The 19,098-nt window shown below is 35.1% G+C and carries 26 protein-coding genes; 18 read left to right on the top strand and 8 right to left on the bottom strand.

What is annotated here, in order from left to right; genetic code table 11:
- The first annotated feature begins 7 nt into the window (after window positions 1-7).
- The 15 genes from QSV08_RS20705 (at window position 8) to QSV08_RS20635 (ending at window position 10,065) form a co-directional block, all read left to right on the top strand.
- Window positions 8-853, top strand: coding sequence for a TlpA family protein disulfide reductase (locus QSV08_RS20705; RefSeq protein ID WP_324025581.1), 846 nt, complete (start codon window positions 8-10; stop codon window positions 851-853).
- Window positions 854-944: 91 nt separating this feature from the next.
- Complete coding sequence (locus tag QSV08_RS20700) at window positions 945-1,460, top strand: M23 family metallopeptidase (protein ID WP_324025580.1); 516 nt, start codon at window positions 945-947, stop codon at window positions 1,458-1,460.
- A 78-nt stretch (window positions 1,461-1,538) separates the two neighbouring features.
- On the top strand, window positions 1,539-1,997 hold the full coding sequence (locus QSV08_RS20695; protein WP_324025579.1) for a DUF2750 domain-containing protein: 459 nt from the start codon (window positions 1,539-1,541) through the stop codon (window positions 1,995-1,997).
- A gap of 114 nt (window positions 1,998-2,111) precedes the next feature.
- A complete protein-coding gene (locus tag QSV08_RS20690; protein WP_324025578.1) occupies window positions 2,112-2,402 on the top strand; it encodes a hypothetical protein in 291 nt (96 codons plus the stop codon).
- Window positions 2,403-2,620: 218 nt separating this feature from the next.
- Entirely contained in the window at window positions 2,621-3,037 is a 417-nt protein-coding gene (locus QSV08_RS20685; RefSeq protein ID WP_324025577.1) for a hypothetical protein, read from the top strand.
- Window positions 3,038-3,090: 53 nt separating this feature from the next.
- Window positions 3,091-3,606, top strand: a complete 516-nt coding sequence (locus tag QSV08_RS20680) for a hypothetical protein (RefSeq protein WP_324025576.1) — start codon at window positions 3,091-3,093, stop codon at window positions 3,604-3,606.
- Between the two features lie 36 nt (window positions 3,607-3,642).
- Window positions 3,643-4,131 (top strand): AAA family ATPase, encoded by a 489-nt coding sequence (locus tag QSV08_RS20675; protein ID WP_324025575.1) that lies wholly within the window; start codon window positions 3,643-3,645, stop codon window positions 4,129-4,131.
- 71 nt (window positions 4,132-4,202) lie between these two features.
- A complete protein-coding gene (locus QSV08_RS20670) occupies window positions 4,203-4,931 on the top strand; it encodes a zinc-dependent peptidase (RefSeq protein WP_324025574.1) in 729 nt (242 codons plus the stop codon).
- A gap of 109 nt (window positions 4,932-5,040) precedes the next feature.
- A complete protein-coding gene (locus QSV08_RS20665) occupies window positions 5,041-5,544 on the top strand; it encodes a YegJ family protein (protein WP_324025573.1) in 504 nt (167 codons plus the stop codon).
- 96 nt (window positions 5,545-5,640) lie between these two features.
- Window positions 5,641-5,919 (top strand): DoxX family protein, encoded by a 279-nt coding sequence (locus QSV08_RS20660; protein ID WP_324025572.1) that lies wholly within the window; start codon window positions 5,641-5,643, stop codon window positions 5,917-5,919.
- Between the two features lie 205 nt (window positions 5,920-6,124).
- Window positions 6,125-6,469, top strand: coding sequence for a cupin domain-containing protein (locus tag QSV08_RS20655; RefSeq protein WP_324025571.1), 345 nt, complete (start codon window positions 6,125-6,127; stop codon window positions 6,467-6,469).
- 9 nt (window positions 6,470-6,478) lie between these two features.
- On the top strand, window positions 6,479-6,880 hold the full coding sequence (locus QSV08_RS20650) for a group III truncated hemoglobin (RefSeq protein WP_324025570.1): 402 nt from the start codon (window positions 6,479-6,481) through the stop codon (window positions 6,878-6,880).
- Window positions 6,881-7,346: 466 nt separating this feature from the next.
- The gene (locus tag QSV08_RS20645; protein WP_324025569.1) at window positions 7,347-7,982 is read left to right on the top strand and encodes a transglutaminase-like domain-containing protein; all 636 of its coding nucleotides are present in this window, start codon (window positions 7,347-7,349) and stop codon (window positions 7,980-7,982) included.
- Window positions 7,983-8,051: 69 nt separating this feature from the next.
- A complete protein-coding gene (locus QSV08_RS20640; protein ID WP_324025568.1) occupies window positions 8,052-8,657 on the top strand; it encodes a hypothetical protein in 606 nt (201 codons plus the stop codon).
- 748 nt (window positions 8,658-9,405) lie between these two features.
- On the top strand, window positions 9,406-10,065 hold the full coding sequence (locus tag QSV08_RS20635; protein ID WP_324025567.1) for a hypothetical protein: 660 nt from the start codon (window positions 9,406-9,408) through the stop codon (window positions 10,063-10,065).
- Here the strand turns inward: QSV08_RS20635 and gldC are convergent.
- From gldC to QSV08_RS20620, 3 genes are read right to left on the bottom strand one after another with little or no spacing between them, the layout of a single operon-like run.
- Entirely contained in the window at window positions 10,062-10,403 is a 342-nt protein-coding gene (gldC, locus tag QSV08_RS20630) for a gliding motility protein GldC (RefSeq protein ID WP_324025566.1), read from the bottom strand. The two genes, QSV08_RS20635 and gldC, sit on opposite strands and share 4 nt — an antisense overlap.
- Window positions 10,404-10,658 (bottom strand): DUF2268 domain-containing putative Zn-dependent protease, encoded by a 255-nt coding sequence (locus QSV08_RS20625; RefSeq protein ID WP_324025565.1) that lies wholly within the window; start codon window positions 10,656-10,658, stop codon window positions 10,404-10,406.
- A gap of 37 nt (window positions 10,659-10,695) precedes the next feature.
- On the bottom strand, window positions 10,696-11,382 hold the full coding sequence (locus tag QSV08_RS20620; protein WP_324025564.1) for a hypothetical protein: 687 nt from the start codon (window positions 11,380-11,382) through the stop codon (window positions 10,696-10,698).
- A 70-nt stretch (window positions 11,383-11,452) separates the two neighbouring features.
- On the opposite strand from QSV08_RS20620, the gene nadE reads away from it, so the two are divergent.
- Together nadE and QSV08_RS20610 are read left to right on the top strand one after the other, a co-directional pair.
- On the top strand, window positions 11,453-12,241 hold the full coding sequence (nadE, locus tag QSV08_RS20615; protein ID WP_324025563.1) for an NAD(+) synthase: 789 nt from the start codon (window positions 11,453-11,455) through the stop codon (window positions 12,239-12,241).
- A 164-nt stretch (window positions 12,242-12,405) separates the two neighbouring features.
- Window positions 12,406-13,035 carry a response regulator transcription factor gene (locus QSV08_RS20610; RefSeq protein ID WP_324025562.1) on the top strand — a complete coding sequence of 210 codons (630 nt, stop codon included), beginning with the start codon at window positions 12,406-12,408 and terminating at the stop codon, window positions 13,033-13,035.
- A 74-nt stretch (window positions 13,036-13,109) separates the two neighbouring features.
- Here QSV08_RS20610 and dnaG read toward each other — a convergent pair whose 3' ends face one another.
- Window positions 13,110-15,095: a DNA primase gene (dnaG, locus tag QSV08_RS20605; RefSeq protein WP_324025561.1), complete on the bottom strand. Its 1,986-nt coding sequence runs from the start codon at window positions 15,093-15,095 to the stop codon at window positions 13,110-13,112.
- 69 nt (window positions 15,096-15,164) lie between these two features.
- Between dnaG and QSV08_RS20600 the strand changes: the two genes are divergently transcribed.
- Window positions 15,165-15,416, top strand: coding sequence for a zinc-ribbon domain-containing protein (locus QSV08_RS20600; RefSeq protein ID WP_324025560.1), 252 nt, complete (start codon window positions 15,165-15,167; stop codon window positions 15,414-15,416).
- Between the two features lie 58 nt (window positions 15,417-15,474).
- Here QSV08_RS20600 and QSV08_RS20595 read toward each other — a convergent pair whose 3' ends face one another.
- The 4 genes from QSV08_RS20595 to QSV08_RS20580 all read right to left on the bottom strand — a co-directional run bounded on the left by QSV08_RS20595 (window position 15,475) and on the right by QSV08_RS20580 (window position 19,067).
- Window positions 15,475-16,557, bottom strand: a complete 1,083-nt coding sequence (locus QSV08_RS20595) for a hypothetical protein (protein ID WP_324025559.1) — start codon at window positions 16,555-16,557, stop codon at window positions 15,475-15,477.
- Window positions 16,558-16,644: 87 nt separating this feature from the next.
- Window positions 16,645-17,394 (bottom strand): hypothetical protein, encoded by a 750-nt coding sequence (locus tag QSV08_RS20590; protein WP_324025558.1) that lies wholly within the window; start codon window positions 17,392-17,394, stop codon window positions 16,645-16,647.
- The gene (locus QSV08_RS20585; protein WP_324025557.1) at window positions 17,381-17,944 is read right to left on the bottom strand and encodes an RNA polymerase sigma factor; all 564 of its coding nucleotides are present in this window, start codon (window positions 17,942-17,944) and stop codon (window positions 17,381-17,383) included. The genes QSV08_RS20590 and QSV08_RS20585 overlap by 14 nt, the downstream gene beginning before the upstream one ends.
- Window positions 17,945-18,089: 145 nt before the next feature.
- A complete protein-coding gene (locus QSV08_RS20580; RefSeq protein WP_324028398.1) occupies window positions 18,090-19,067 on the bottom strand; it encodes a polyprenyl synthetase family protein in 978 nt (325 codons plus the stop codon).
- Window positions 19,068-19,098 lie beyond the last annotated feature (31 nt).

The raw sequence follows: 19,098 nt of genomic DNA, 5'->3' as shown, positions 1-19,098 counted from the left end.
TTATAAAATGAAAAACCTACTAATTCTACTACTTCTTATTTGTATTACTTCTTGTAAAGAAAATAAACAAGCAAAAACTAGGAATACCGAAACTACAGCACAAAGGGCAGATGTAGATGTAAATGCTTTAGAATTGGATAATTTAAAGTGGTGGCCATATCATGAAAACAACATCATTTTATCGTCAGAATTTATTGCCATAAACGATAAATCTGAAACAATAACCAAAGACAATTTTCTAAACTTATTGTCCACTGGTGATTATATCGCCTTAAAACTCATAGCACCTGATAGTGTAAGAAAATATAAACTATACAAATTAAGCGCTTCTGCAGACAACAAAATTCGAGAAATTATTAAACCAGCTTCAGAAAATATATACACAAAATTTAAAATGGAAGGAACTCCTTTTCCTGATTTTAGCTTTACAGATCTAGATGGAAAAGAATATACCAATGAAAACACAAAAGGTAAAGTGTTAGTTTTTAAATGTTGGTTTATTAATTGCAAACCTTGTGTAGCTGAGTTTCCTGAATTGAATACATTAGTTGACGAATATAAGCAACGAGAGAATGTTGAATTTATAAGTTTGGCGATAGACGATAAAGCTGCATTAGATAGATTCTTGTCCAAAAAAGTGTTTAACTATAAAACCATACCCAATCAAGAAGATTTTATTGAAAATAAACTTTTCGCCAAAGCCTATCCTACTCACATTGTAGTTAATGAAAATGGCAATATTGAAAAGGTTGTAAGCAAAGCAACCGAACTTATTTCTTTTCTTGAAAATGGTGAAATTTTAACCACTAACAAGAACGAAGGTTTGCCACCGCCCCCAAGTCCGTCATTATAAAATTATAAACGAGAACTTGTTGTTTATAATCAGGCTTGTATCTTTATGATGTTCAAAAAAACGTTGACATCAACTACAACCCAAGTCGGTATTGAAGAAAAGAAAGAAAGTCTTAATCAGTATAGTAGTAATTCTTATTATCGGTTATTTGATTCCGCAGCATTTAAAAATGCCTGTTCAAGGAGCAACAAAATCTGACTACAATTCTAAATCATTTTGGTTTTATCCCTGGGGGAAATCTGTTACGCATAAGGGTGTAGATATTTTCGCAAAAAAGGGAACGGATATTAATTCTTCAACTAATGGTTTGGTACTCTATGCCGGCGAGATAAGTATGGGTGGCAAATTTGTTTTAGTTCTTGGTCCAAAATGGCGCTTGCATTATTATGCTCATTTAAATGAATTAAACACGACTTCACTTTCATTTGTAAATACAAATTCAAAAATTGGTACCGTTGGTACAAGTGGTAACGCAGCGGGTAAATCGCCACATTTACATTATTCTATTTTGACCATTATACCATACGTTTGGCAACTAGATTCTGACAGACAGGGTTGGAAAAAGATGTTCTATTTAAACCCGATTGAATATTTAGAGCATAACTAACAAGGCTAATTATTTAAGTCTAAGAATAAAATAATTCTAACTTCGCTCAAATCTTCAATAAAAACACTTTTTATAAACATGGAACAACAAGGCTCAGATATAATTACCAATAGATACCAAAAATTTATAAAAACGGTTTGTGAAACAAACATTGTTTATGCGCTACAAAATCATGAAGGTTTTGCTACCTCAGCCTCTGTACAGTATGATGATGAAAATGACAAACCTGTTGGTGTACTTTGTTTTTGGGCAGAAAGTGCCAGAGCGAAATCTTGTACTATAAACCATTGGGCGAACTACCAACTTACTGAAATAGCATTAGTAGATTTTATAGAAAATTGGGGTGTAGGCATGGAAAATGACGGAATACTCGCTGGTATCGAATTCGACCAAAAGATGTTCGGTTATGAAGCAAAACCCCTAGATTTAATTCTTGCCTTAGTTGCTGAAATAAAAGCGACCAATAAAGAACTACCGCTTAAAAAATTTGAAAATATTGCTGATTTAGAAGAGCAGGCTAAAGTTGCTAATGGGTAGATATATTTGCTAATCAAATATTGTTAAACAACCTATTAAATAAGTGATGACGAAAAATCAATAAAGTCAAACCTAATTTGGTATTGAGCCTTTAATCGCAAAGCAATTAATCTTATGATTACTCGTATTTATACGCCAATTTTAAATTCATTGCTATTTTTCTTGTTAGTATACTTAGCCTATTCAAAGTACGGAATTGATAAATTAATTCCATACTTAATGTTTTCTATCTTAACAACTCTTGCTTTATTGATTTTGGGTTTAGTAAAAAAACTTGGACGTAGCTATATTTTTATTTCGGCTTTACCTTTACTTACTACTTTGATTACCTTATTGTTGCTTTTTACTGGTATTGGTTGGTGGATTTTAATGCTGTTTGGTTTTCATGGTCCTACTCCAAATTAATAAACTTCAGTTATGGTCCTTTTGTATGAATTTTGTAAAACCAGTCTAATTTCACTAACAAACAATAACAACTAAAATTATCACGTTCATTTAATTGAATGAAAAGAATTGAATCGTTAACTTATTTAATACTTATAATAACTCTTCTATTAGTTGGCCTGTATTATAATAGTGAATCCAAGAAAAGGTTATATAAAGGTGATATCATCTCTAAAAAATTGACGATAGCATCATTTGAACCAAAAATATCCGATTATGAAAAGACAGATGATATAAGACTAGAATTCTCTGAATTTCCAAAAAAGAAATTCAAAATAAAATATTTATATATTGATTTTGACAAAGGAATGGAACTCGTTTCTTCTCTTGAAATTAATAAGAAAATTATCATCGATGCTGAAAGACAGTATTTTCAGAAAAAAATTAAGCAGAATAGTTTTTTAGGTATAAAACCAGAAATAAATATTTTAGGTGGTCGTATTTCCAATAATGTTGAAATTCCAATTATAGACTATAATTTAAATGTAATCGCTTTGAATTTAACAACAAGCTATCTTTCATTCATTGCAGCGTTCATATTACTATTATTATGGATATATGATTATTTTAAAAGTAAACGAAAATTAAAACATTAATCGGTTTTATATATTTCATTAAAAAACATCAATTCTCTTTGAAAACCAACAACATGAAAAAACCACTAATATTAATAGCATCCATATTTCTATTCTTAACTTCTTGTAGCGAAAGTAAACCTGCAAAATTTGAAAGAGATGGAGTTTCAATAACCAGCCCCACAGGTTGGGGAATTACTGATGAAGAAAATATAGATGACCTCGGGTATTATTTATCTGTCGAAAAAGATGGTTTTGATTCTAGCGGCATTATAACCATAACTTGGGTGAATGGTGAGATGGATTTAAATGAATGGGTAGATATCTATAAAGAAGAATTAGAGAATAATATCATCTATAAAAATTCTAAGCTCAACTTTAAAAGTGTTGCTGAAGGTTCATTTAACGATATAAATTCCACTTCATTAAAGTTTACGGCAAGTATTCTAGGCCTTGATCATGAAGGGGATATTCACTTCTTTTATAAGGGCGATAAAACTTTTGCAATTCTAATACAACAAGCTACGGAAGATAACGCCACAAACAAGCCAGGGTTTGATTTGATCGAAAAGAGTTTTAGCGTTGAATAGAACAATAGTGTAATACTTAAATTTAAAGTAAAACTCATGCTACACCTCATCGTCGGTAATACAGGTTCAGGTAAAACAACCTATTCAAATGAACTAAAAAAGAAAACTAAAGGTGTAATTTTCTCTATAGATACTTGGAACAATACCCTATTTCTACCAGACAAAACTGAAACTGACGGATTAGAATGGTTTTTAGAGCGTATTGAGCGGGCAGAAACAATGATTTTAAATGTGGTAACGCAATTAGAAGAATCAAATACTGATGCTATTTTAGACTTGGGATTATCTAAATTTGAACACCGCGAAAAATTTAGAGCTTTTGCGGCATCTAATGGGTTCGAAATTAAACTTCACTTTTTAGATATTTCAAAAAATACCAGATGGCAACGTGTACAACAGCGCAACACCGAAAAAGGAGTTACATTTGAGTTTGAAGTTAGCCAAGAGAATTTTGACTTTATGGAAACTTGGTTTGAAAAACCTACCGAAAATGAACTTATTGGTAGTGTTGTTATCACCGAATAACACTAATTTTACCCTCCGCATTTTTTTGTAATAATTATTTACCGAACCACACTTTCAACCAAACCAATTACTTGAACGCCAAACATACTTTCGTCAATTTATTTCTTAAGACCAGTAGCAAGCAAGAATGCCATGAGGTACTCAGCAAATGGAACTCCTATTACGCTGCATTATCTGAAAAGCACCAAGAGTCTTTTGTGGTGAGAACACTGCTATTTGTAAATACTACAGATTTTGATGCTACAGAAGGTTTTGAACTTACCACCGAAATGAAATTGGTTATTTCTAGTGCATTCGTTCAGATTACCTTTGGTCTGAAACAAGATGTTCTAAGTGTCTTCAAAACCATTTTTGTTACTCCGACTTCATATTCATACACCGGTAGAGATGTTTTGTATGATGGCGATGTAAATACCGCTACCAAGCGTGTAAACTTATCGTGGCCTGCTGTAGAAAAAGGATTCGTTATTACCGATGACGGATTAAACATTGCCATACACGAGTTCAGTCATTGCTTAATCATTGAAAACGCCAAAGGCTCGTATTTTTCGAAAGCATTTAAAGATACAGACCTCAACGCCTGGAAAGAACTGGCTACTAAAAAAATACCACTTATACGTGAAGGCAAATACACCATTTTCAGGGACTATGGCGGCACTAACTTAATGGAGCTTTTTGCCATTGCGTTAGAGACCTTTTTTGAGCAACCTCATGAGTTCTACTCCTACTCGCCTACTTTTTACCGTACTACCGCCAAAGTGTTAAAACAAGACCCGCGAAACGGTAAAAACCCGAAGTAAACTTCTACTAGGCATTAAAATCTCTATTATCCAATAAAACAATACAAGTACTATTGCGTTGTGCTTCATAGTACTACAAACCATATTAAATAAAATAGACACCTATCTTATGAAGAAATCGCTACTTTTTATCGCATCACTATTATTTATACTAACTTCTTGCAAAGAAGGCTCAGCTGATAAAACAGAACGCTCTGGCGAACCAGATGTGTACAATGTGGAAGATGACGATGCTAAAATGAACCAGGCCATGATAGATGCCAAAAATTCTATAGGTGATTTTAAAGAGGCAATAGCTAGCGACAATCCTAATTTTGAATATTTCACTATTAAACAAAAATTCGAAGCCGATGGTGGTGCCGAACATATTTGGGTGGGCGATATTCAATTAATTGATAATGCTTTAATGGGTATTATTGCCAACGAACCGGTTTACACCAGTGAAGTTCAATTGGGCGATACCATTACGGTAAACAACGCCGATATTAGCGATTGGATGTACTACGACGAAGGCAAAGTGGTTGGTGGTTTTACCATTCGTGCTATTCGCGATGCACTTTCGCCTGAAGAACAAGCACAATTTGATGCCGAGAACGGACTTATATTTAAATAACCACTTCTTTTTTCACCATTCGCCATAGCGTAACTAGCTGTTTTTTAATGAAATAAAACGTACATTGTAGTTGACAATCAAATCAATCTACACCGTATGGAAACTATCAAAAAAACCTCGAAAGGTATCTTGTGGACTTCTTATATTCTACAAGGTATTGTTATTTTTATGCTTTTAATGGGTGCTGTAAATAATGTTTTACAAACCGAAACGGCTGTTAAAGGAGCTGTAGAAATGGGCTATCCTTCAGAATATGTTATGGCATTAGGCATAATTTTGGTAGTATCTATAGTACTTTACGCCATGCCAAAAACCATGTTCATTGGTGGTTTGCTCATAACCGCGTGGTTAGGGGTGCAGTGGCTACTCATGTAATTCATAAAGACCATATGACCTTAACTATTTTTCCGGTTATTTTCGGTGTTCTTGTGTGGGTAAGCGTTTTACTCAGAAATAAAAAGTTGCGAGCATTGCTTTAAAATCAACAGTATTTTTCAATTCGGTATGTAGTTATCGGCTTGGTATGAGAAGTGTCATAGTTCCAGTTGCTGTTCATTACTACTTTTGAAAAAAAAGTACAATGCAAAAGATATCTTTTACCGAAAATTTAGATTTCAACGATGACAAAGTTGTCATTAAAGTTCTTTTAGAAACTCCGTTTTCCAAAGAGATCCGAATTCTAATGAAGAACGGGCAACTTATGAAAGAGCACAAAGCTCCTTTCCCTATTATAGTACATATCGTACAAGGTGAAATTGATTTCGGAGTGGAAGGCGCTCATCACACCCTAAAGCAAGGAGATATCATTACCTTAGCTGCAAATGTTCCGCACGACCTTTTAGCAAAATCTGACAGTATTGTTCGTCTTACACTTTCTAAAAAAGATGCAGCTGAACGGGTAGAAAAAGTTGTTGCTGATTCTTAAAAAAAGACTATGAGCGAAATTACCAATAGAGAAGATGTTAGGGTATTGGTACATACTTTCTATGATAAAATAAGGCAAAACGAAATGCTAGGTCCCATTTTTAACGGACATATTACAGACGAAGAATGGCCTACCCACTTAAGCAAACTCACCGATTTCTGGGAATCGAATCTTTTTGGCGTCCGTACTTTTCGTGGGAGTCCGTCTAAGGCACATGTCAAGGTCGATAAAAATCTTAAGCATACCATTTCTCAAGATCATTTCGCACAATGGCTACAGCTTTGGTTCGAAACTATCGAAGAGCTCTACGAAGGTGAATTAGCGACTAGAGCAAAAGACATGGCGCGTAGAATGTCGACAGGGCAGTATATACATATTTGGCAGAATAGACCGGAAGAATTTAGGAACTAGGTTTTAGGGGTTAGGATTTAGTTTTCAGTATTCAGTAACAGTTGGCAGTATCAGTATTCAGTTGATAGTTTGTTAGTGAATTAGTTTGATAGTGAGTTAGTGTTCAGTATTCAGTATCAGTTGGCAGTTTCAGTTTTCAGTTTTCAGTTTTCAGTTGATAGTTTGTTCGTTTGATAGTTTGATAGTGAGTTAGTATATAGTTGATTTTGGATACTGGATACTTAAACATCAACAATTTAGCTTTGCTAAATACGGCTCTATAAAAACAAGTCTATTCTCTATATTCTATTTTCTATCCTCTATTTTCTAACTTACAATACTTACTTAATACTTTGTACTTATTACTTAATACTGGATTTAAACTTTTGAAAAAATACTTAATCTAAACAGTCTCCCATTGCCGAAGCGAGTATGCCAAATCTATTTCGTAAATTGAACATGAAATAATTCGCTAATTTTCAATACTATGGATTTCCTATCCCCTACCTATTTTTTTGATTATGAAAGTGACGAGATTCAAGACTTGGTTTCTGAATTTAAAAACACTTCACTTTCTGAGAAAGAAATTTCTATTGCACTATACAACAAAGTACGTGATGCATGGCGATACGATCCATACAGCTTAAGTTTCAATAAAGAGAAATACCGAGCCAGTGAAATTGCAAAACGCCCAAAAGGTCATTGTATTGATAAGTCCATCATCTTAATTGCGGGACTTCGTGCCCTTGGTATACCTGCGAGAATTCATTTGGCGAAAGTTAAAAATCATATTGGCGTAGAACGATTAATAGAGAAATTCGGATCTAATGAACTTACTCCTCATGGTATGGTCGATGCCTTTATAAATGATAAATGGCTGAAGCTCTCCCCTACATTCAATGCATCGTTATGTGAAATGCTTAATGTAGCGCCTTTAGATTTTGACGGAGAAAATGATTCCATATTACAAGAATTCAGTTCAGACGGAACACAGTTTATGGAGTACCTAGAAGACTACGGGCATTTTGAAGATGTACCGATGGAATTTATGGAACGTAATGCACGCGAGCACTACCCAAATATTTTTGATACTGGCACTAACCAGACCGAATTCCAGTTGTAGGTTTTAACAAACTTTAATACTCAAAAACCTAGTTAGCCACTTTACAGATTATTTTTTATAGTACATTCGATGGAAAATACAATTCCCTTGAAAAAAATCATCTTTACTTTATTCATAGCACTCTCATCTTCATTGGTAATAGCGCAAGAACCAATGCAATGGACTCCCGATTACGAGTTACAACTGAGCGACTACCAATCTCCGGAATCGGAAATTAATGCTGCCCTTACCTCCTATTCTATTTATTCGGGCGCTAAAATCGATTTCAGCTTTAACATGAATTCAGTATCCTTCATGTTTACCAAGAACTTCAATAGTAAAGTAAAAGCCATTTTTCAAAAGAACCTGGCTGTTTTGGTTGCTCCAGATTCTTTGACAGCGAACCAGCTATTACAATTCGGACGGTATGATTTTGATTTGGTAGAACTATACTCCAGAAAAATACGCAAGAAAATCTATGAGGAAAAAGGGGCTTTTAGTGACTCCAGTTTATTTCAACCTATTTTCAACGAGCTACAAGAAGAAATGAACACCGTAAGTGCACAAGTCTTTAAAGCCACCGATTTTGGTAAGGATTCTGAAATGTTACAGAAAGAACACAACAAAGTGGTAGATGAAATCAACGCACTTTCTGATTTTTGCATGACCTGTAAGCCTAAGAAGAATAGGAAATGAATTAGCAATTAGCAATTAGCAATTAGCAATTAGCAATTAGCAATTAGCAATTAGCAATTAGCAATTAGCAATTAGCAAAAGTTGAAAAATGAAAAATGAAAAATGAAATTTCTGTTAGAGTAGTTTTGTTCTTCTAGCGACCAGATTGTCACGTCGCAGAAAACTCCTCGCAATACCTATTCTTTTTACTTAATACTTAGTACTACCGTAAAGCAAAATGTCACCCTGAGCGCAGTCGAAGGGAATGGAACACGCAAGGGTCTTCGACTGCGCTCAGACTGACAATGGTACAAAGAACTCACATAGTTACTTTGGTTCGACAGATTGCCACGTCGCTAAAAAGCTCCTCGCAATAACGTATACTTTTTACTTAAGACTTTGTACTTAATACTCTTTACCATAGCAAAACGTAATGTCAGTTCGAGTGAATTTTCGAAGTATGAGAAAATTTGTATCGAGAACCTTCGTGTGTTCCAAACCTGTTCTCGATACAATTTTATGACTCCGCTATGCTACATCATAAAACCACTCGAACTGACATTGATAATATCAAGACCATAGATTGCCACGGCGCAAAAAAGCTCCTCGCAATAACGTATACTCTTTACTTGCGACTTTGTACCTTGTACCTTAAACCTCGCACTTCCCTCCAAACACAACTCAGCACCCAAAACTTACAATTGAGTAACTTAACTTATTTTCCAAACAATGATTATTCCATCTTTGAGTAACATAAAACCAACCAACCATGGAAAATATCATTGAAATCTTCATTTACATACATGCTTTTTTTGGCGGTGTGGGGCTAATTACTGGCATTGCGAGTATTGTTGTTAAAAAGGGAAGGCTAAACCATAAGCGATTGGGCAAATGGTTTTCGTGGTCTATGATTATTAGTTCTGCGATTTCTTTAGTGATTGCGAGAATGCCTAACCACATCAATACCTTTTTATTCTTGATCGGTATTTTTACTATTTATATGGTGTTAGCGGGTAATAGAGCACTCACATTTAAATCTGTCAAAAAAACAAAAGCAAATTTGACCGATAAATTGGTTTCCGGCATTATGGCTTTATCGGCTCTATTGATGATTGGCTTTGGTGTCACCGGACTCCTAAACGGCTATTCTCACAGTATTCTTTTTCTGTTCTTCGGAATAATAGGTCTATTTCTACCTTATGGAGATTATAAACTATTTAAGAACACATTAGAAAACAGGAAGCTTTGGCTCATAAATCACCTTAGTAGAATGTTAGGTGCACTTATAGCCTCGGTTACCGCATTTATAGTTGCAGGTATGCACCAAGATACACTTTGGGCATGGATGACTCCGTCCGTTTTTGGGACTGCCTATATTATCTACTGGATTAAAAAAACGAAAGGAAAAAAGAAACTAAAAACAGCTTAGTCTTTTTCTTTAAGATTTAGGTTTTCTGCGAAGTAATCACAGAAATCTTTCATGGTAGCCGTCATTTTATCGTCTTGTGTCGCCTTTTGAAAAGTATCGGTCAAAGAAACCAATGTCTGGTGAAAAAATGTTTTCATTTCATCAACGGGCATATCTTTTGTCCACAAGTCAATTTTCAAAGACTCTTGGTTTTTACTATCCCAAACAGATAATAACATAGCCTTGATTTCCTCATTTTCAATACCACCGTCTTGTGCAGACCAGTTTAATTTTTCCGGAATTCTATTTTCATCTAATCCTACGCGCAGTGTAATTTCTGAAGTATGTAAATCTGCCATCTAATTTCTCGGTTTGTAATTTGATTTCTTAAATATTTCTTCCGCAGGCATCGTCATTAATTGCTTTATGCTTACGTCATTATTTTTCATAAAGGCACGCACAATTTGCCAACCTACGTAACGACCCAACTTACCTGGCGATTCGTTGTCTAATTCTAATCCGAATTTTGAAAACGGAGCAGGATCTAGAAATCGCTGGTTTAATTTATTGTCGGTACTGTATAAATATTCGTTCTCTATAAAATTTCTCCACATAGGTTCTTCGTTCGCAATTGCCCATTCTATTTCTGCTTCAGAGTATCCTATTTTTTTTACCGTCGGTAGCCTCTGGCATCAATTCATCCTTCAGGTATAATTCTTTACCGAAGTAAACCATTCGAGCAAGATATGTACGGTCTCTAGGTCTTGGTACTACTTGCTTTGCAAATGCACTAGCCACATCACTTACTAAAAAATTGCGATTTAAAGACTGTGCGATGTACCGCTGAAACCCGCCATAATACTTATGCTCAGAACCCAAGTAATTATCAAGACTGATAAATAACAGACTATCGGTTAAAATAATTCTATTATTATAATCTACATCATTGGTTACCGTAAGTACTTTTGGCACCTTGTATTCTGGGAAATAATATTTAATGTGTTTAAACAATTGCACCAGCCCTTCTTCTTCATCTTCAAAACTACGGAAGGCATTACCCACCTCTTGAAACAATTCTATTTGAAGGGAATCTTCCATCTTGGCGATCCAAACACTATCTGGTGCCGGAAATAAGTACGGATACGTTTTACGCAATGCCGGTAATCCCTTTTCGCCAGAAGCGGCAAACTCACGATCAAATCGCGAAATTTTCAGGTGCATCGGTATAGCGGCTATCTCTTCGGCTACCTTATCACTATCATTACAGCTAGAAAGAATGAAAAAAACTGATAATAGTATAAAAATAGGTTTGACCTTGGCAAGTATTTTACAATACATTTTATTATTCACAGTGTTCAACTTATTTTTATGGCAAAGTTAATTGATTTTACTAAATAATAAGAGCGGTATGCAAACGGAAAAGGTAATTGAGCACATTGTTAATTGGTTAAAGGATTATGCCACAAATGCAAAACAGAAAGGTTTTGTCATTGGTATATCTGGCGGAATAGATTCTGCAGTCACTTCAACCCTATGTGCTAAGACTGGTTTAGACCTTCTTTGCTTAGAAATGCCGATTCACCAAGCCGAGAATCAAAGTGACCGAGCATCTCGCCATATTGAGTGGTTACAAGAGAATTTTAAGAATGTAAAAAGACAACCGGTAAACCTTACACCGGTGTTCGATAGTTTCGTAGCTGCCTTACCCGCTGTTGATAATGAAGAGGACAGATTTATGTCTTTGGCAAATACGCGAGCTCGTTTACGTATGACTAGTCTTTATTACTTTGCAGCACTTGAAAGCTACCTTGTAGCCGGAACTGGTAATAAGGTCGAAGATTTCGGAGTAGGATTTTACACCAAATACGGAGATGGCGGCGTAGATTTGAGTCCGATAGCAGATTTAATGAAAACCGAAGTTTATGCCATTGCCAAGGTTTTAGGTATAAATGAAGAGATAATCGGTGCTGCACCAACAGATGGATTGTGGGGCGATGATAGAACAGATGAAGATCAGATCGGTGCTTCTTACCCTGAGCTAGAATGGGCGATGAATATGAAAGACGAGGGTAAAACAGTTGATGACTTTGAAGGTAGAAAGAAAGAGGTCTTTACTATATTCATAAGACTCAATACAATGAACCAACATAAAATGCTACCAATACCCGTTTGTGAGATCCCAAAACAGTTAAAATAACAACTCATCTAAGAATCAAGGTATTAAATCGAAAATAAAGTCTGAAATTATACGTTACTAATAAAATAATGCAACTTTGACTTCTAATTTAGAATTTTAAGCCTTACATTGCATGTAGTCTTTTCAGACAAAAAGGTTCCAAAATCTATATAAAAAAACAATTAATGATCAAAGTTTTAATAGCGGATAACCACCCTATCATAAGAATGGGAGTTAGGAAGGTTCTAGAATCCGCTGAGGGATTTGAACTGATCGATGAGGTAGCTAATACCGAAGAACTTTTTGAAAAACTTAAAGACACAACCCCCGATGTAGTCATGCTAGAAATGGATATTCCTGATGTAAATGGAATAGCGGCATTACGCAGAATTAAAAAAGATTACGCGGACGTAAAAGTCCTTATGTACAGCGGTCAATCTGAAGATGTTTACGCCTTAAGTGCCATTAGAGCTGGTGCATTCGGATATTTATCGAAATCATCTGGTGTAGAATACATTACTGCAGCAGTAACTAAAGTAAGTGAAGGTAGTATGTTCATTACAAACGAACTTGCACAACGTCTTGCTTTCGATGAAGGAACTAAAAAACCAAGAAGGTTCTTTAGAAAACTATCTACTAGAGAAATAGAAGTATTAAAACTTTTAGCTAGTGGTAAACGTAACAAAGAAGTTGCATTAGGCTTGAACCTAAATGAAAAAACAGTAAGTACCTACAAAGCTCGTTTAATGAAAAAATTAAATGTAGACAACATGGTAGATTTATTACAACAGGCAAAAGCCTTAGAATTGTACTAAATTCTTACAACTGAATAAAATAAAAAAAGACCTGCTTTTAGCAGGTCTTTTTTATTTATGATACTTTCTGAGAATCAAGACAATACCCTATTTAATTTCTTATTCAGCAATTTATTCAACTGAATGTAATTCATAATCTCTTCAAGAACTTCTCTATGATCTGTAGTAGAATCTTGTGTTGTATTTTGCAAAGTATTCATTCTCTTTTTAATCAAAAAACAACGCAACGTTAGTATCGTCTCACTTACCAACTGCGCAACACCTATTTCTTTACTCTTTGGAAAAATTTCTTTACGTTCCCAGTCATCTAAGGTATACCGTTCCTCTTCCATTAAAATAGAAGAAATCTGGTTTGCCATTTCTTGCTCTAAACCATTCACAAAATTGGTGATCGAAAATTCTTCTTTTTCATTTAAGGCTTCGATCAGTCTAGCATACATTTTACGAAAATCTTCATTGGCCAATTCTATTTCATCTTCTTGCAGATCCAAATAGATTTTCTCGTATACTTTAATTTCAGATAATTCTGGCTCCAACACTAAATCTCCGGCATCATTTTCTTTCAACACCAGATCTTCAAACTGTTCTTTGAGATTACCATATAGCATAAGCGATTCAATAATTTTTCGCTCTAGCAAATACTGTACATCAACTTTTTCTTCTTTTTCCTGATCTGTATTACGAACAACATCAAAAGCTTTCTGCTCCTCTTTTTGTGGTGCCTGTACATTCTTCTCTTCTTTCTTACCTATTTGAGCAAGTGTATTATACAAAACTGCTTCAGATATATTCATGATCTGCGCACACTCTTGAATATAGATCTCTTGCTGTATGCGATCGGGAATCTTGGCAATACTGTTCACAATATCCCTTACCGTATCTGCTCTCTTTATTGGATCGTTATCTGCCTCTTTTACCAGAAGCGATGCCTTGAATTGAATAAAATCTTTAGAGTTGTCATTAAGGTAGGTCATGACATCTTCCAACTCATTGTTCTTTGCAAAACTGTCTGGATCCTCACCTTCTGGAAATGTACAAACGCGCACATTCATACCTTGTTCCAAAATAAGATCGATACCACGTAGCGATGCTCGTAAACCTGCCGCATCACCATCAAATAATACCGTAATATTTTTGGTCAATCTATTGATGAGCCTAATTTGCTCGGGCGTCAATGCTGTACCACTAGAAGATACCACGTTATCAATACCGCGTTGTACAAATTGAATTACATCGGTATACCCTTCTACCAAATAGCAATTGTCTTCTTTAGCGATAGATTGCTTAGCATGGTAAATACCGTACAACACCTTACTCTTATGGTAGATGTCACTTTCGGGAGAATTCAGATACTTGGCTGCCTTTTTATCGTTCGTTAAAATACGCCCACCGAAACCAAGTACACGACCACTTAAAGAATGGATAGGAAACATCACCCTACCCTTGAATCGATCGAATTTTCGTGATCCATTCGGATTATTAGGATCTTCCTTAACTATGGTCAACCCTGTTTTAGCAAGATATTCTAGTTTATACCCTTTATCTAAAGCTGCAGTTGTAAATCCGTCCCAATTATCTAGGCAATATCCTAACTCAAATTTCTTAATGGTTTCATCTGTAAAACCACGTTCCTTAAAATAGCTAAGTCCTATTGCCTTACCCAACTCTGATTGCCACAACATTTCCTTAAAATGCGTTTGGGCGAATTCAGACACCAGGTACATACTCTCACGTTCGCTAGCTTGTTCTTTTTGTTCGTTAGATTGCTCAGTCTCCTCTACTTCAACATTATATTTCTTTGCTAAGTATTTTATAGCCTCAGGATAGGTAAAATGCTCGTGCTCCATTAAAAATGCGACTACATTACCTCCTTTTCCACTACTGAAATCTTTCCAGATCTGCTTTACAGGTGATACCATAAAACTTGGTGATCTTTCATCAGAAAAAGGGCTAAGTCCTTTAAAATTGGATCCAGATTTTTTTAACTGTACAAAATCACCAATAACCTCTTCTAGTCGAGCAGATTCATATACTTTATCTATGGTAATTTTTGAAATCATATTCCTCCCTTAGTCCCTCCAAAAGAGGGAAATAATTTTGTGTAAATTAGAACATCAAAAATAGCAATAATGATTCTATTCTTTGGCACTAGACCAGGAAAGCCCGAAACTAAAAAACTTTTTAACTGTACATGTCCGTATTGCCAGCAACGCGGGACATTAACTGCTATCACCCAAAAGAACTATTTTCATATATTTTGGATCAAGCTTTTTAAAATATCTAGCACGACTACGGCAGAGTGCAGTCATTGTAAACGTGGTTATTATGAGAATGAGTTTACCGAAGAGATGAATCGAGAACTATCTAATACAAATAATTAGCTGTAGTAACCGGTTTTTACACACGGTACCACAGCTAATTTGATTGATGAATTTCTTTTTATAGGTCGAAACGAAGACCTAAAGAAATGTTGTGCTGCTCTACAGCTGCATCTTTAAATATAGGATTCAAATCATATTTCATATATAACAGAAATCCGTCAACACCTGCATAGGCACTTAAACCATAAATTAAATCATTGGTATTATAACTACGCTTCAGTTTGTCTTTTACATTATCACCATCAAGACTGTATTTTAATTTTTGACGTGTACCTATATTAAATCCGCCATAACCACCAACTCCTACTCTAAATTGATTCTTTAAAGAGTATCTCATCTTTTTTTCGCTTGTACTCTGCTTTGATGGTCCAAACTCGAAATGCATAGGAAAAACCAAATTATCCATTCTAAATTTCGACTTATCTAGCTCATAATCGAATTCTTGAAGTTCTGACTGTCCGTTTTCCAGCGACACTAAATACTGATTATCCTTCGGTTTTAATCCGTTAAACTGAAAAGAGAATCCGTAATTAAATCTTAAGAAATTCGTGTTTTTAAATACACGTGTACGCCACTGCCATCCCATTTCAAAAAACCTACTACCTCCTATTTTATATGGTGAATCATTTAAAGATTGACCGTCTACGATAGCATTATTAAGACCTACTGCAAGAACCAAATCTGAATATGTTCTTCTGTCATAAATTGGTTCTCTTCTATTCGGATTTTCGTTTAGTCGAATTCCGAAAAGCTTTGCATCGTCACCGTCATCATCGCCAAAACCGATTTGAAAAGCAAATTTATAATTCAAGGTGTCCAATTCTTTTACCTCGCCATTATTACGCTCTAACAAGGCTATTTTATTATTAATTATAGCTATTCTATCTTCAATATTTAGAGCTCGCTTTTCAGCTGCTTCCATTTTTAAATTATCAGCTTCTTCTTGTGTGATTTCAGCATTAGCTAACTTTTTAGAAATGGCTGCTATTTCAAATTTCAAAGCTTCTTTTTCTTGTCTAGTTACACTTAGCTTTTGCTCTTTTAAAATATCTACTGTTTTTTGGTAGTCTTCTTGCCCTACTGAATTTTGAACCATAAATAGGGTCAGCGCCACTATTAAATACATTGTAATTGTTCTCATTTCGATTTTGATTTTTTGATGAATAAAACTCCGTCCCCTGTCCCTATAACATTTATAGCGATGAAGGATAATACGATTTGTGTTTGATTAATTATTGCGGTCTGCCACTGCAGTTCGCACTTTTATGAATCCGGCTTTTAAAGAATTAAAAATTTGGTCTCGGAAAGATTGATCAAGTTCTTCTTCAACCTCTGTCAACAAAGCCATTGCATCGACAGATTTATCTGTATTAAATATTTTATCTCGTAAAATTTCGTCTTGTGCTCGTTTCAACAACGAATCTACTTCTGCATCGGTAACCGTACTATACTGCTCTAAAACATCTATTTGAGCAACTATATCTGCTACTTTTGAATTGATTATTTCGTCTGACACTTCTAATTTAGAAGTAGATTGGTCTGTAGATACATGCGCTACAACCGCTACTTCAATAGCATCATTTAAAGTTTTGCTCTCTTGTACTTCTGGTATTTTGTACTCTTCCTTTTTAATAGTCCTACTTTCTGTCTTTGTATTTGTTTCTACAATAACCACTTGTTCTTCTTTCAGCTGAGTTGGGTCTTTAGTGACTACCTCTTCAACCTTATTTTCATTATCGATATCTACCAACTCTATTGGTGATTCGTTCAACTCATTTGTTTCATTAAAATAAAATAATGCGACACCCAGCAACACTACAATGCTGGCAGCAACACCCAACCATAAATACACAGGTTTCTTTTTTGCAGTATCAGTATTTAATTCTGATGAGATTTTGGACCAAGCATTTTCTGACGGATTAATCTCCCGCTCTTGAAACTTGGCTTTTATATGTTTTTCAAATTTATCGGTTTCCATACCCTATAATATTTTGTTGCCTTAATTGGTCTTGAAGCAATTTTCGGGCTTTTAATAACTGTGTTTTTGAAGTGCTCTCTGTGATCGACAGCATTTCTGCGATTTCTTTATGCTTATACCCTTCTACGGTATACAACACGAAAACCATTTTATAACCTTGTGGCAAAGCATCTATCAATTGTTGAATATGCTCGGTATCTAAATCGGTACTTTGCGATATTTCTTCAGATTGATTCTTTTCATACACCTCATCGTCATACACCACAAACTGCTGCTTTCTTAAATAAGAGATGCTTTCTCGAATCATTATCCGCCGTAACCATCCTTCGAAACTTCCTTCGAACTTGAACGTATCTAACTTATTGAACATTTTCAGAAAACCTTGCACCATTACATCTTCCGCAAAATGAATATCCTTTATATACTGACGGCAGACACTCAACATTTTTGGAGCATGTTTTTTATACAAACGCTCTTGCGCATCGCGGTTACCCGATGTTGCTTTTTTAATGAGCTGCTTCTCGTTTTTATAAAAAGGTATAATTTTCAAAATATTGGTTTGGTCTTCTATTAGCATAGACGCAGAAGAAGTAATTATAGTTGCCTGAAGATAAACAAAAAATAAAATTAATTTTTAAGTAGCTGAAATACAGTTGTTTAAAAACAATAAAAAGAAGAATAAATTTTTGACGGATTTACTTTTTACGATCCACCACGTAATTCACCATCAACTCTAATGCACTTTTATACTCAGAATCAGGATACGAACTTAGCAGTTCTAAAGCCTCATCTCTATACTCTAGCATTTTAGTTACCGCATAATCCAATCCGCCTTTTTCTTTTACAAAAGCGATAACTTCTTTCACACGTTTTTTATCCTGGTTATGGTTTTTGATGGAATTGATGACCCAATTTTTCTCTTTTTTGGTACAATTGTTCAGTGCATATATTAAAGGCAACGTCATTTTTTGCTCTTTAATATCGATACCGGTTGGCTTTCCTATTTGTTTGGTTCCATAATCGAAAAGGTCATCTTTAATCTGAAATGCCATACCGCAGAGCTCTCCGAATTTTCTGAAAGTTTCTACATCTTCGCTTTCGGGCTTTACCGAACAAGCACCCAGCGAACAGCATGCTGCTATCAACGTTGCCGTTTTTTGTCTGATAATATCGTAATAGACATCTTCGGTAATATCTAAACGCCTAGCTTTTTCTATCTGTAATAATTCGCCCTCACTCATTTCGCGAACAGCAACAGAGATAATTTTAAGCAAATCGAAATCTTCGTTATCAATAGAAAGCAACAGACCTTTAGACAGTAAATAATCGCCTACCAAAACGGCAATCTTATTTTTCCAAAGGGCATTTATAGAGAAGAATCCCCTGCGTTTATTGCTTTCATCAACAACATCATCATGAACCAATGTTGCCGTATGTATCAATTCTATAACCGATGCACCACGATAGGTACGCTCGTTCACTTCTCCGCCATTCAACAATTTGGCTGTTAAAAATACGAACATAGGGCGCATTTGCTTGCCCTTGCGATTTACGATGTAATGGGTGATTCTATTGAGTAGCGCAACCTTAGAGGTCATTGAATCTCTGAACTTAGATTCAAACAGCTCCATTTCCTGATAGACAGGTTCCTTTATTTGTGCTACTATTTTCAGTTGCTCTGTATTAGAACGGCAAAATTAGTCA

The organism is Maribacter sp. BPC-D8 (assembly GCF_035207705.1).
Taxonomy (GTDB): domain Bacteria; phylum Bacteroidota; class Bacteroidia; order Flavobacteriales; family Flavobacteriaceae; genus Maribacter.
This window is presented reverse-complemented; position numbering and strand designations above follow the sequence as displayed.